Source organism: Larkinella terrae (assembly GCF_009668025.1).
In the GTDB taxonomy this organism is placed as follows: domain Bacteria; phylum Bacteroidota; class Bacteroidia; order Cytophagales; family Spirosomataceae; genus Larkinella; species Larkinella terrae.
In genome coordinates, this window is sequence record NZ_WJXZ01000014.1 from 732,447 (window position 1) to 747,134 (window position 14,688).

General features: G+C 53.7%; 8 protein-coding genes. 6 read left to right on the top strand and 2 right to left on the bottom strand.

Annotated elements, in window-relative coordinates; genetic code table 11:
* Positions 1–69 precede the first annotated feature (69 nt).
* Both GJJ30_RS24825 and GJJ30_RS24830 read left to right on the top strand, forming a co-directional pair.
* Entirely contained in the window at positions 70–1,761 is a 1,692-nt protein-coding gene (locus tag GJJ30_RS24825) for a histidine kinase (protein ID WP_154177877.1), read from the top strand.
* Positions 1,742–2,440, top strand: coding sequence for a LytR/AlgR family response regulator transcription factor (locus GJJ30_RS24830; protein ID WP_154177878.1), 699 nt, complete (start codon positions 1,742–1,744; stop codon positions 2,438–2,440). Before GJJ30_RS24825 ends, GJJ30_RS24830 begins: the two co-directional genes overlap by 20 nt.
* Before the next feature lie 30 nt (positions 2,441–2,470).
* Here GJJ30_RS24830 and GJJ30_RS24835 read toward each other — a convergent pair whose 3' ends face one another.
* Entirely contained in the window at positions 2,471–4,123 is a 1,653-nt protein-coding gene (locus GJJ30_RS24835) for a hypothetical protein (RefSeq protein ID WP_154177879.1), read from the bottom strand.
* Between the two features lie 242 nt (positions 4,124–4,365).
* Here GJJ30_RS24835 and GJJ30_RS24840 point away from each other — a divergent pair, with 242 nt between their 5' ends.
* Both GJJ30_RS24840 and GJJ30_RS24845 read left to right on the top strand, forming a co-directional pair.
* Complete coding sequence (locus GJJ30_RS24840; RefSeq protein ID WP_154177880.1) at positions 4,366–6,057, top strand: glycoside hydrolase family 26 protein; 1,692 nt, start codon at positions 4,366–4,368, stop codon at positions 6,055–6,057.
* Positions 6,057–7,442, top strand: coding sequence for a glycoside hydrolase family 2 TIM barrel-domain containing protein (locus tag GJJ30_RS24845; RefSeq protein ID WP_154177881.1), 1,386 nt, complete (start codon positions 6,057–6,059; stop codon positions 7,440–7,442). The genes GJJ30_RS24840 and GJJ30_RS24845 overlap by 1 nt, the downstream gene beginning before the upstream one ends.
* Positions 7,443–7,457: 15 nt before the next feature.
* On the opposite strand, the gene GJJ30_RS24850 is transcribed toward GJJ30_RS24845, so the two are convergent.
* Positions 7,458–9,863: a glycosyltransferase gene (locus GJJ30_RS24850; protein WP_229313395.1), complete on the bottom strand. Its 2,406-nt coding sequence runs from the start codon at positions 9,861–9,863 to the stop codon at positions 7,458–7,460.
* Positions 9,864–10,193: 330 nt separating this feature from the next.
* Between GJJ30_RS24850 and GJJ30_RS24855 the strand changes: the two genes are divergently transcribed.
* Complete coding sequence (locus GJJ30_RS24855) at positions 10,194–13,613, top strand: T9SS type A sorting domain-containing protein (protein WP_170299268.1); 3,420 nt, start codon at positions 10,194–10,196, stop codon at positions 13,611–13,613.
* A 205-nt stretch (positions 13,614–13,818) separates the two neighbouring features.
* Positions 13,819–14,505, top strand: a complete 687-nt coding sequence (locus tag GJJ30_RS24860; RefSeq protein ID WP_154177884.1) for an NUDIX hydrolase — start codon at positions 13,819–13,821, stop codon at positions 14,503–14,505.
* Positions 14,506–14,688 lie beyond the last annotated feature (183 nt).

Here is a 14,688-nt window from a genome sequence, read left to right on the forward strand (position 1 = left end):
CACCAGCCGTTTGCCAACGGCACCGAAACCCGTCCGGTGGCGCTTATCTTTGTGCTTTCGAAAACGTTCATGACAAAATTCAAACCGTGGATTTGCTGTTTTTGCCTGATGGGGCTGCTCGCCCTGGCTGGCTGTCAGCCGGATTCGCTCGGCCCGGGACAGATCCGGCTGAAACTCGGCGATCAGCCCGAGTGGGCGGTTTTGGACTGGAACGATCGGGACTGGTCGGCCACCAACGGGACATCCCGACAACAAATCTTCTGGGTGCGCTTCCACTTCCGGCTGGACACGGCGACCAGAGTACGAAAACCGCTGGGGGTCCGCATCGTGGCCCTGGGTTCCTTCGATGCCTTCTGGGACGGCCGCTTGCTGGGGCACAACGGGCAGGTCGGGCCGACAAAAACCGCCGAGCGTCCCGGTCAGCATGCCACGTACTGGTATCTTTCCGGCCCCGACACCGAACCGGGTGAGCATGTCCTGGCGCTGCGGGTATCCAATTTCCACAGCCGCGCGGGCTGCAGTTTTTATAATGCCCGGATTGAGCATGAGCCGGACCGGGTACGGGCCTCGCTGCAAACCGTCGCCTGGATGTCCATGCTGGCGGGGGCGTTTCTGATCGGCGCGTTTTATTACCTGGTTTTGTCGCTGCACAACCGCCGGGAGCCTCTTTTTCGCCTGTTCAGCCTGATTTGCGGGCTTTTTTTCGGACTGCTTGTCGCCGAGTATGTGCCCTTCGTCTGGCCGTATCGCTATGATCTGCAAACACCCCGGCTGAAAGTGATTGGACTGCTGACGCTGAGCATTTCGCTGCTGGTGCCTTCTTTTTTGAATCAACAATTCGCCCTCTTCAACCCCAAGCGCTTCACGGGCTTGTTGCTGCTACTCCTGCTGGGTATTTATCTCTACTTCTACGGACGGTATGATTTTACGGCCCAATTACTGAGTTTAACGATGGGCGTCAGTGCGTTGCTCATAGCAGTTTTGGCCGTGCAGCGAAAGCGAAAAGGTGCCGTCAGTATCCTCGTTTCGGTTATTTTGAGTGGGTTATGCGCTTTTCTTTTCTATTATGATTACAGTCTGTACCTCAGTTTTGGCTTTTTACTGCTGACCATGCTCTACGGGCTGGTGATTCGCTCGCGGGAAATCGATCAGGCTTACCAGGAAACTTTGTTGTTGTCGGAGCGGCTGAAAACGGAATTGCTCAAAAAAAGTATCCAGCCTCATTTTCTGCTCAATACCTTAACCTCGCTCATCGACTGGATTGAGGAATCGCCCCGGCAGGGCGTAGTTTTCATTGAGGCACTCGCGAGTGAATTCAGGTTGTTGAGCCAGATGGTCGATGTGCGGCTGGTGCCCATTACCCATGAAATTGAGCTTTGCAAGAGTCATCTGGCCGTCATGCGGTTTCGGAAGGAGATCAATTATGTTTGGGAGGATTCCGGCATTGATCCGACCGAGTCGCTTCCCCCGGCTTTGCTACATACCGTTCTGGAAAATGGGATTACCCACAGTTTACCGCTGGCCGACGGAACGGTCCGGTTTCATCTTTCTTTTCAGCGAAATGAACACGATCGGCAGTATCAATTCCGCACTCAGGCCGTTAACCGAACCTCGGGTGACAAACCAAAAACCGGTACGGGATGGAAGTATATGAAAGCCCGGCTGACCGAAAGTTATGGTCGAAACTGGGCCTTGCGCTCGGAAGCAAACGAGGAGGGCTGGCTAACGCATTTAACGATTTATGCGAATTCTAATCATTGAGGATGAAGCCCGGATTGCCGCCCGGATCGGGCGGTTTGTGCGGGAGATTCTGGGGCCGGAGCTAACCAGTCTGGCGAGTTGCGACGGCGTGGAGACCGGCACGGAGTATATTCGCAGCCACGGTATTGATCTGTTGTTTCTGGATTTGAACCTGAACGGACAGGACGGTTTTGACGTGCTGAAAAACGTGGTGGCCGAATCCTTTCATACGATTGTGGTTTCCGCATACACGGAAAAGGCCATCACCGCTTTTGAGTACGGCGTCCTCGACTTCATTGCCAAACCTTTCGCGATTGAGCGGGTTAAACTGGCGTTGGACCGGGTGAGCCTGAAACCGGCAACTCCACCGCATCCGCTTAAATTCCTGGCAGTTAAGTCGCGGGGATTGATTCGGTTAATTCCAGTGGAGGAGGTGCTTTTTGTTCAGGGTTCCGGCGTTTATTCCGAACTGCATTTGCAGAACGGAACGAAGGCGTTGCACGACAAATCCCTGGAAAAGCTTGCTCAATTGCTGCCCGCCAGCTTCGAGCGAATTCATAAATCCTACCTGGCCGACAGCCGCTATTTTGCCGCGATCCAGGTTCAATCGGGTGGGCGCTATTCACTTCAGCTAACCACCGGCCAACAATTGCCCATCGGTCGGTCGCGGTATGAGCAGCTCAGGCGATATTTTAGTTAGACGTGTGCCCGAAGGCCGGATTGAAAACCGCTATTGCTCCATTTTTATTTTTACATCTTTGAACAGGAACGGATTGTCGCTGGTTCTCAGCGCTTTTCCGCTGGCCGTGGTTACATTTCGGAGAATGACCTCTTTGGTTTTGACGTACGGAAATTTCTCCTGGTAAGAACTGTCCGTCATATCCGGATTGAAATTGGCGAAAATGGCCGGGCCCTGGTAATTGTCCGGATGCCGGGCGTCGTCGATGCGGAGGTTTTCAATCGTGATCCGTTCCGGCATGTAGCAGGTGTAGCCGAAATCATGCTGACCCGAATAGAAACCGCTGATCAGGGCGGCACTGACGGGTTTGCCGTCGGACGGGACGAAAACGCAGTTACGGATCACCAGCTCACCCTGCCAGGTGCTGCCGTAGTCGGGGCGCAGGTTGACGACGCTCCGGCCGCGAATGGTCGAATTTTCCACCAGCAAAAGTCCGCTGCCAATGGCATTGATGCCCATGTGTCCGAGGGTTGAGTTGCGGATCGTGGCATTGGCCACGCCCTGATGCGCATCAAACCGGGAGAGCGTGCAATGGTCGTACAGCATGTTTTTGCAGAAATTCGAACCCAGAATGCCCCAGTACGTATTGTCGTTGATGTCGTTGGTCTGGCTGCAATTCACAAAGGAAATGTTCAGCGCGCGGTTGGCCGAGAGGTCGTACGTCCCCATTGTGACGGGTTTCCCGGCCGCACCGATGGTGCTGTACGTTTTGTGGCCCGTCAGGACGGTATTTTTGATCGTTACGTAGGCGCAGTCGCCGATGTTGATAAAACCGCCGTAGGGCGCGCCGTGATCTTCTTCGCCTTTAATGCGGTGTTCCAGCCCTTCCACCAGCACGTTGGACCGCCGGATGGCAATATTCCGGTTATAATAAGTATACTTTGATTCGGCTTTGTTGGCAATGGTGGTGAAACGCCCGCCGGTGATTTTCAGCGGTTTTTCGTCGATGGGCAGCGCAGATATGTCCGTGATCTGGTCAAAATTCCAGATGATCGGAGCTTTCATGTCGACCTTACCGGATTTGTCGACCACAAAAATATCGGTCTGCGATGAGCCATTGTTCTGGTTAAGGCCAAACCGGATGTATTGCTTCACGTTTGCGTTCGTGACCGTGATCAGGCAGGGGCCGGGCAGCGACGCGTCGATTTTTTCCTGGTTCCGCTTCAGGGAGGAGATCGTTTCCAGTTTGAACGGTTTTAGATCCGAACCAACCGTGAAGACCGAAGCATTGCGGTTTTGCACCTCCGTATCGTCAATGATGAATCCCGCCGTGCCGAAATCAGTGTCCGTCCGGATGATCGCGGTGCGTTCCTTTCCGCCAATGTAGTAGGTGGCGCCATCGTCGGCTTTCACCGGAAGACCGTGCAGGTTGGCAAAGGCGTGGGTGGCCGCAATGGCGTCGATATCATCGGTTTTGCCATTGCCTTTGGCGCCGAAGTTACTGTAATTTACCACTCCGGCGGCCTTGAATTTAGCGGCATCCTTCGGGGACACGTTTACCTGCAACTCCCCATTTTCACTGGTGGATACCTGGGTTTTCCCCGCATGGGAGGTAATTACAACCTTTTCAGGGGAGCCATTCGTTTGGCCCAGCGTCGCAAACGGACAGATCAATACGAAGAAAATCAGGAGGACAGCCTTCATCCTGCGGGGTAATAGAGTCGTCATTCGAAAAATCTACATGGCACTTCTGATAAAGTGGCTAAAGGAGATAATTTACTCAATCAACACCGCCAGCGTCTGGTCGCGGTAAAACCGCCTGACTAACGTCAATGAATGGTACTTTCGTTTCTGTTAAAAACTTAACTTTCAGTAAGTGGCAAACTGGCCTAATTTATGCTATTCAACGAGTCTGGCGCTGGTGGTTAAGCGGTCATCCATCCTTCATGACAAGACAAAATCGATTCGGAATTTTAGCGGGAATCGGACTGGTTACTGTCCTGGTAGCAGCCAGTCAATTTTTTTCAAAAATCAGCCCGGGAACTGTAACAGGTACGATTCCGGATTCGTTGGAAACCCTGATCGGTGTATACAATCCCAACTATCAGCCTGATCGTCAGCCAGTAAAGGATTTGTACCACCTGGAAATTGTTCTGGACCGTTCAACCGATCCGGTGAACTTGCAAGACCGGTATTTCAAGATACAGGCAGACTTACCTTACCTGATTACGCTGAAAATTTCCGATTCCTTTGGGCGAAATAGCCTGAATGATCTTCGGGATGGCAGTTTTGATGAAGCCATTCAGGCCCTCTGCGCTGAAATTTCGGCCATTAGCCAGCCGGTTTATCTCCGGTTGTGCCCCGAAATGGAAGTGCCGGTGCATCGCTTCAATTGGCAATACCAATCGCCCGTCACTTATATTCAGGCTTTTCAACGGGTTTCCCGCCTTTGCAAGGCAAGGCTCCCCGCCGTACAAATGGTCTGGGCACCAGCCGGTTATCCGGGAGCTGATGAATACTGGCCCGGTGATAGCGCCGTTGACCTGATCTCGATTACCGTGGATAGCCCGTCCGAGCAACTGACCACGGCTTATCCGCGCATTGCTGACCCGTACACGGCTATCCGGCGGAAACTGCATCGGTTGCGGTTTATGCCAAAAACCGTCCTGATTCTGGGGGATCAGTCGGTTAAAAAAAGCATTGACGCCGGGCAGTTAACCAAAACCTTAGCTCGTCTGCAGCAGGAAGAAACCGCTCTTTTTCCCACCTTGGGTTCTCCACGCGCGGCTGTCAGCGCGAAAGTCCGGACTGCCCGGCCGGAAATCGGCGTTTACGATCCCAAGGAGCTTTTAGTGAAAAATCAGGCTTTGCGGGCGGAGCATCTGTTCTTCGATCTGGAAAGCATCCAAACCGGAACGTTCCGCAAAGCCCTGAACGCGACGCTGGCCCGGCGGCACGATGTGATTCTGACGATTGAACCCTGGCGGGACACCAAACCGCGCCGGGACACCTGCGTGCTGTGCAACGTGACCAACGGGGTGTATGACGAAGAATTTCGGGAAGTCTACCGGGCCATTTCCCGGACCCGGCAGACGGTTTACCTGCGGTTTGCCCACGAAATGGAGATTCCGATTCGTCGGTATGCCTGGCAAAGTCAGGACCCGATTCTGTACATCAGGGCCTACCGGTATTTCATGACATTTGATTCTGCCGGGAGCCGAAATATCAAAAAAGTGTGGGGACCCGCCGGGGACCGCGGTTCGATGGAGTGGTGGCCGGGTGCGGATGTGGTCGATTACATAAGTGTTGCCATTTACGGGCTGCCCGACAAAAACATTACCGATCCCCGGCAGCAGGAAACCTTTCGGGACATTTTTAACCGCAAATTTTACCGGATGCGGTTTTCCAGCAAACCGCTTTTTATTACGGAATTTGGCGTGAAAGGGCCGGAGGATTTTCAGCGGAAATGGCTGAACGACGCGGCCGACGTGATTCGAAACCAACCGGATGTGGTGGGCGTATGCTACTTCAACCTGGCGGACAATCCGAAGGTTTGGGGAAACATGCCCGCGCCGGACTGGAGCATTAGCCCGGCGACCTTCAACCACTTCGTCAGTCAGTTAAACCCGAACTTGTAATGGGGAAGGAAACCGGACCGTTTCGGAGGAGAAGTTGCTGGTTTACAGGTAAAACCGGCCGGTTGTTGTTTTTGCTGTTCTGGCTCCTGCCAGGTTGCGGTTTTCTCACCGGCTGTGGAGAGTCACCGTCTACCTCGTCGCGGGCGACAGCCACGGAGAACGCGGTCCGGATTTCCTGGGTGGGGGATTCGGCCGTACTTTCCCGGCGGGGGCAGCCTTATTTTATCCAGGGCGCCGGGGGCCAAAGCCGGTTAAAACGTTTAAAGGAGTGCGGAGGCAATTCGATTCGGATCTGGGACGACAACGACGCCGACCGGATTTTGAAGCAGGCGGATCAACTGGATTTAACGGTTTTGTTTGGGTTGTGGGTCGAACGGGAGCGCGACGGGTTCAATTATTACGACGACCGGGCCGTCCGGAAACAAGTTGAGCAAATCCGCCAGACCGTTCTAAAATACCGGCATCATCCTTCGCTGCTGATGTGGTGCCTCGGTAACGAGTGGAATTTAAAGGCCCGCAATATTTCAGTTTATGATGAAATCAACCGGATTGCCAAAATGATCCATGAGCTGGACCCCGACCACCCCGTCACCACCGCCATTGGTACCAACCGGGCCCAAATTCTGCAGTTGATCAAGGAGCGCTGCCCGGAAATCGATGTCCTGTCCGTGAATGTTTACGGGGGCATTCACGAGCTACGGGGGCTTCTGGACGAAAGTGGATGGACCAAACCGTACCTCATTTCAGAGTTTGGCCCGCTGGGACATTGGGAGAGTAAGCAGACCGACTGGCAGATGCCGATCGAGCCTTTTAGCGACCGAAAAAGTGAATTTGTGCGAGCGAATTATCAGAAATACATCCGTCCCCGGCCTAAAAACTGCCTGGGGTCGTACGTCTTTTTGTGGGGATACAAAGAGGAAGGAACGCATACCTGGTACAGCTTTTTTGACGCTAAAGGCCGGGAAACCGCCCTGGTCGGAACCATGCAGACCTTGTGGACGGGGAAACCGCCGGAGAATGTTGCGCCCGTTATTCATCAGATGCTGATTAATCAGCGGGAGGTGAGCTTCCAGGCGTTTTTGCCCTCGGATTCTCTTTATCGGGTTGAGGTCGTGGCTTCCGACCCGGACCGTGACAACTTAACCTACTTCTGGGAAATCAGGCCCCAGGCCGAGCAGTGGCTGGAGGATGATTTCCACGATATGCCGCTGCTGGCGGAGGATGATCTGATCAAAACCGCCCATCAGCCGGTTACATCTTTTCAGCTGCCGCGACTGCCGGGGGCTTACCGGCTTTACGTGTACGCGTACGATACTCACCATCACGTGGCTACTGCCAATGTGCCCATTCTGATTAGAGAGGACGATAAAAAGAGTCACCAATAGAAAACCGCCCTCGGATTACTCGCGCAAAAGGCCCCGGATTTCGGGATACCGCTCCCGAATGTGTTCCATCGCCCGGGTTTGCCAGCGAACCTGTTCATCGGTCAGACGCGTTTGCATCTTCGTAATGAAAACCGGTTTTTGATGGAGTTCGTTGGTCGCTTCACGGGTAAGCGTATGGCGATGCGGCTGATAGAGCGCTGAAAAGGAATGACTCTCTCCGTCGTTAGCCGTAGCAGGGTCATTGACGATTTCCAGGCCGATCCAGTCAACGGACGAATGACCAGGGTAGTAGGAGAAAATGGTGTAGGGGTGTGCCGGGCACCACATCCAAACGAGATTTGTGGCTTTCTTTTGCTGGCCATACCGGGCCAGATACCGGAAAGCCTGCCTGTATTTCAGTAAAAGTTCGGTTTTTCGGGTTCCCCAGACCCGGGCTGTGTCATCAAAATAAGGAGCAAACGAAACCACAACCGGGCGATTGTACCGCCTGATTTTCCCGGTAAGCCGATTGAGCAGCGGGTTGTATTGACCCCGTAATAGCTTATCCAGAAAAGCCCGGATCGAAGAATCGGTTGGAGCGACGGCCAAATCGGGTTCCAGATACAACAGGGGGATTCCGTTCGTTTTCGGGTCCAGCCCTGGGCTGATTTTCAATCCATTCTGTGTCGGTGACCAGCTTAGATGCTGAATCCGAATAGCTGGCTGGCCTGCCGTCTTCCGGTTGGTCGGAAACGAAGCGGAACCCGTGCCGTAATAAAAAGGCTGGGTGGTTGCGTAACGAACGTCGCCCGGTTTTTCATGAAAAGACTCGTGCAGGGTGTAACCCGCTAAGGTGACCGCCACTAAAATCAGGCCGATAAACACCGGGGTCGTGGCAGCCCGGGTGGAGCCGTAAATATCGTAGCGGAACCGCCAGACGTTCATTCCCTTCAACCCGATGACGGACCGGCGGAATCGGCTGTTTCGAAGGTATAACCGGAGCGTAGCGAGCAATTTTTCCTGTCCAATCAGCACGTTAACGCCGGTCACCAGCGCATTGATCAGGGCAAAGCCAATCATCAGAACGACGTATTTATTACCGACCGAAAGCAAACCGTAGTAAAACAGGCAATACGCAATGGCCCCCACGGAAGCCAGGGTTAAAACCGCATTCGGGAGACATAACAGGAAGTTGTTGCGCGGACGATCGTTTTTGGGAGTAGGGAGATAAGGGACTTCAACCCGAAAAACCGCATACACAAATCCCAGAAAGTAGACCCACCAGGTGCCGCTGCTCAGCAGCCCGCCCACGATATGGAAGCCGACTTCGTGACTTTCAATGAGCCAGCGCTGGGCGTATTGCCGGGTCAGAAAGATTAGGAATAAGAGCGGAATGTAGGCCAGCGCAAAAACGTCGAGGTCAAGGCGGAGGGGCAGCTTCAGCAGGATCAGCGAGCAGATGGGAATCAGCAGATCGATGAGCTGAATCAGCCCGCTCAAATAATGGAAGGGCAGGGTAAAATAATGAACGCGTTGCCGCCACGTCATCCGGCTAAACAAGCGGGGGTAGGTAACCAGCAGGAGTTCAAACGTACCCCGGGCCCACTTCAGTTGTTGTTTGTAATAGGCTGATAATGTACTGGGAACCAGTCCGTAAGACAGCGGTTGGGGGACGTAGACGGATTCCCAGCCCTGAGCGTGTAGCTGCATCGCCGTGTGCATAGCTTCCGACAGGCCCGCAGCGTGTCCCCCGATGGAATCAAGAGCTGCCCGGCGGAACGTGCAGTTGGCACCGATGGCCTGGGCGGTTCCGTAATTGCTCATGCAGATCATCATTGGGCCGTAAAAGCTGTAGGTTTGCTGAGCCGCTCCGTACGCAACCAGGCTTTCTTTCCGATTGTAATAGGCCTGAACGCACTGCACAAAACCGATCTGAGGGTCTTCAAAATACGGCAACACCTGATCCAGAAAGTTGGGTGCCGGGATGTGATCCGGGTCCAGAACGAGGCAGATTTCGCCGGTAGCCTGCTGTAGCGCATTGTTGATGTTCCCCGCCTTGGCGTCTTTTTTGACCGTCCGGGTAACGTGCCGAACGCCCAGCCGTTCGCAGACTTGCCGCAGGTAAGGGTCGTTGGCTTCGTCGCACAGGTAAGTCGTGTGCGGATACCGAATGGCCTGAATGGTCTCCAGGGTTTTCACAATCATTTCATGCGGTTCTCCGGGGCAGAAGGTCGTCAGCACGTCGACGGTCCAGGTGCGGGTCGGGGTCGGAGCAATGGCCGGTATAACTTTCCAGTAATGGTACCACTCGTGTAAAGCCCGCAAGAGTTTATAACCGATCGAAATGCTGAGCAGAACAAACAGCCAGGTATACCCCCGGTTGTCCGGTTTAAAGTAAATCAGCACAAAACCACCCAGACAGGCAACGCCGGTAACAATCAACAGCCGAATAAAAAGGACATCCTTCGGTACGGATTTCCGTAAAGGGAGAGATTGCGATCTGTTTTTTAGCTGTGAACTGCTCCGAAACATAGTAGGACTATTATGTTACTATGTTCAAATAATAGTAAACACAATGGGAAACTTCGTGCAAAAAGGATGCCTAATCTCCAGAGAAAAAGCGGCCAAAGCCAATTAAAATACCGCTTTTTAGACAGGATGAACGATCTGTTATAGTCGTTGGGAGAAAATTTATAGCCCTTTTTTCCTCCAGAACCCACCTTTGATGCCATCACCAACCGGGGTTCGATGGCCCTCATTACTTACAACCTTATGAAAAATCCTTTACGGTTTAACTCGTCCCGACCAGCCTGGGGATGGCACCTCCTTGGCCTTTTTTTTCTTTGCCAGATGACGACCTTTGCCCAGAGTAAAACCTGGTTTGTGAAACCCGACAGTTCGGCGGTGAACGACGGGCAATCCTGGAATACCGCTACGTCCCTGTTCACGGCGTTGAGCAAGGCAAAGGCGGGCGATCAGGTCTGGGCGATGCAGGGGATTTACTTCCTCTTTCGGAACAGTGAACTTGCCAACCTCAATTATCAGAACTTAAAAGCGCTGGCCAATCGGACGGTTCGCATTCCGAGTGGTGTGAAAGTGTATGGCCAGTTTGCGGGGGATGAAAGCGAACTGGCGGCTCGGCACGGCAATGAAAGCCAGTTACGAAGTATCATCTACAACTCCTATGTGGTGACCTTCCTCAATGCCAGCGCCGAGACGCTGCTGGACGGTTTTCATATTGTCGGTAATTATTCAGAACACTACTTTAATGCCGATCCCTATTATGATCCCGAGGTGGGCGGCATGGTCACACCACCCACCTATTATGTGGACGTCTTCGGTTTGGGATCGACCTATGCAATCAGCTCGTTGAATCGGCTGGGAAACGCCATCATGAATGTGGCTTATCAGGGTACTTCGGAGCCAACAGTTACCAACTGCCGGATTGACTGTGCCGGTAGCAGCTGGTTCGGCGGCATGGTCACCAATCTGGCTTATCAGGCTGGTTCACACGCTAACTTGCGGATTCTCAACAGTGCTTTCGATAATGAGGTAGGTCAGTACACGAGAGGGGCCGCCGTCCTCAATTACGGCTATGATAATGGCGATGCGGATCTGTTGCTGTACAATTGCAGGATGGACAATTTTCAGCTTCTTCCCATCGCGGCACCGCCTTTTTTCGATGTGTCGAACGTTGTCTGTGCCCTGATGATCAATGCCGGCAATACCAACTCCACCACCCGCGTCCTGAACTGCCAGTTTGACGGTATCGGGGGGGCACAAAGTATCCGACAACCCAGTGGTCCCCTTTATGTTCTGGCTAATATTGTGAACGGAGGGACGGCGGAAATGACGAACTGTTATCTGAATTTGTTTTACAATACCTTGGGTGGCAAGGAGAACGGCTGGCCGGTGGGTTTTACGGCGGGCGTTACGCTCTCCCATACTATTTTTGGGCCCGGCATTCCCGATCACGATGTGAATGTCAACCCCCCACCCGGTCAGGGTTATAAGAACGGACCCATCGTTTACGGTGGCCCCACCGACCCGGCCCGCCACCTGATCAATACCGCCAACGGGACGCCGACCTTGGGTTCCTGCAATAGCCTAACCACCGATCGGGGCGATAACACCCTACTTGAGCGCTGGCCCGATCTGGCGACGGTGCCCGGCCTGGCCGACCGACTCAACAACGGCCCCATCGACATTGGCAATGCCGAATCCAATCCCAACGTCTACCTGCAAACCACCACCGGCGTTAACTCGCTGACCGTGAATAAAGGCGCTTCCGACGTCAACCTGTTGGGGAAATTCTGCGGAGGAACCGTCAACTGGAGCGCCAACAACGGCTCCAGCGGGCAGGGGGCCATCATTCCCGTCGCCACCGATCAGGTTGGAACCATCACGTATCAGGCCACCTGTACCACCAATAGTTGCACCAGCAATGCCTCCTCGGTCAGCGTCACCGTGCGGGATGCCAGTGTGGCTCCGCCCACCGACCTGATGTTTACCAACGACGGCCCGCTGACCTGCTCCAAAACGTTTGTCACGTTAACGGCATCGACCACCGCCACCGGCGTTGGGTACACCATTAAAAGCATCTATGGTACGGTTTCCAGCGGTTCCACCAATCCGTCCACATCGGTCAATCTGCCCGGCAGTTACACGGTGATCGCCACCAATGCCGGTGGTTCGGCCACGGCCGTCACGGTGGTGACTTCCCAAACCGCGCTGGATGCCCCCAACTGGTCGGCCAGTGGGTCATCCAACCTCAGCGTGACGCAGGGAGCCCCGGCGGTTTCGCTCAATGCCACCAATTGCTCGGGCACGTTAACGTGGACGGGGCCGGGCAGCACTACCGGAACCGGCAGCGTCAGTGTGCCGACCTCGGCAACGGGCGTGTTTGTCTATTCGGCGGTTTGTCAGGTCGGCAGTTGCGTGAGTCCGGCAACGAGTGCCACCGTCACGGTGAATGCTCCTCCGGTCACAACCGGTAATTTTGAAGGGTTTTTAACGACGGTCAACTGCCAGGAAATGCGGGGTTGGGCCTGGGATCGTAACCGACCCAACACCCCGCTGATCGTCGAATTCTTTGCTGAAAATACGTCCCTAGGAACCGTTGAAGCCAAAAACTTCCGCCCCGATTTGAAGGATGCCGGGAAGGGTAACGGCGAGCACGGCTATGTTTTCTCCACGCCCGAAGCGGCCAAAACCGGGTCAGAACTGCGGATTTCGGCCAAAGTCCAGGGTTCAGATTACCTGCTGAAAGGCTCTCCTCTCAAGTTAACATGTCCCGCCAGCAACACCGTGGTTAACCAGCCACCTGTCGCGCCAACCACCGGGCCACTGTCGGCCACCTTGGGGGTAGGGTTGACAACCATCCTCCCAGCGTTCACCGATCCGGAAAGCCAACCCCTAACGTATGCGCTGAGTGGGTTGCCGGGCGGCCTCCAATTTACGGCTGCTTCCCGTACGCTCAGTGGCACACCTACGACAGAAGGTACGTTTCTACTGAGTTATAGCGCCAGTGACGGCCAGAAAACCGCTTCAGTGAATTTGACACTGGTCATCGCGCCGGGTTCATCGACTTCGCCGGTAGTAACGGGCAACTTTGAAGGTTTTCTCGATAAGGTCGAATGTGGCAGTATCCGGGGCTGGGTCTGGGATCGTAACAAACCCAACAGCCCATTAACCGTGCAGTTTTTTGCCGACGGCGTGGCCATCGGAACCACGGAAGCCAACATCTACCGGGATGACCTGAAGAACGCGGGCAAGGGCAACGGAGCGCATGCCTACAGCTTCATCACCCCGGTGGGTTTGAAGGATAATGTCCGTCGGTTGATCAGTGCGAAGGTGCTGGGCAGTACATATACCCTGAAGGAATCGGGTAAGGCGTTGCAATGCGCGCCCGCGTCCCGGTTATCGGCTGAAACCGGTTCGGAGCTTCAGGTGAATGTGCTCGGCAACCCGGTTTTGGACCAGATTGTGGTCGAGGTGAGGGGAGCCGAAGGGCAGCCCCTACAGTGGCAACTGACGGATGCCAGTGGCCGTTTGGTACACCAGCGTGAAATCAAAATAGCTCAATCGGTTGAGTGGCAGAGTTTTGCGGTGGGTCAGCAACCGGCGGGTTTGTTCTTTCTTCGGGTTACGAGCGGTTTGAAAAGCGTGACGACGAAAGTGCTAAAACGTTAAGTTTGATGCGTAAAGAGGTGCAAAGGCGCGGGTTTGCTGACCTGCGCCTTTCTGTTTTTAAACACCAGGCGGTGAACGTCGGATGATTCTTCGTGTTTTAATTCGCCGACCGAATGGAATGCTTTCACCAACTCCTCAATCAATCATTCGATTTTAGTAGTACATTCGCTGGCCCAATCGGCGCGCGGACCTTCCCGAACAACATATGTTAGATCAATACAAACAGCAACGCCCTTATCTGGTGGCGCTGGATTCCATTATTTTCGGCTTCGATGGCGAAAGCCTGAAGATATTACTGGTGAAACGGGGTGTGGAAGAAAAAACCTGGTCGCTGATGGGCGGCTGGTTGCAACCCGATGAAAGTCTGGGCCAGGCCGCAAGCCGGATTTTATTTGAACTAACGGGGCTGACCAACGTGTATCTGGAACAATTGCACGCCTTTGGCGAACCCAACCGGGACCCCATCGTCCGGACGGTTTCCGTCGCCTACTTTTCACTGGTCAAAATTGCGGATTACGATTCGAAGATTTCGGGGGATTTTCAGGCGCACTGGTTTTCGATCTATGATCTTCCCCCGCTGCTTTTCGACCACGGCGATATGGTCGATCTGGCCATCAAACGGTTGCGCTACAAAGCTGCCCAGCACCCGATCGGTTTTGAACTTCTGAATGAAAAGTTTACGATTCCGCAGCTCAAAAAACTTTACGACGCCATCTATAATACCGAATTCGATAAACGAAACTTCAGCCGCAAAATTCTCTCCACCAATCTGCTGATCAAACTGCCGGAAAAACAGAAAGGTTTTTCCCGGCGCGGAGCCTTCTTTTATACCGTCGATACGGAAAAATACCACCACGTGGCCGACTCCTTTCTGAACTTTATTCCCAGTTAAGTGCCAGTTTTCAGTTTAGGTAGCGCAGTATAATCCTATTGTTTTTCAGGAAAAGCAAAATTTCGCGAAAAGAATTTTAGTTGTCGTATTGACAATTAAAAAATTGGTGTCAACTTTACAATTATTTACAAGTGTCAGTATGACACAATTGGTTGGGGTCAGCTAAAATACCGCCCTTGACGC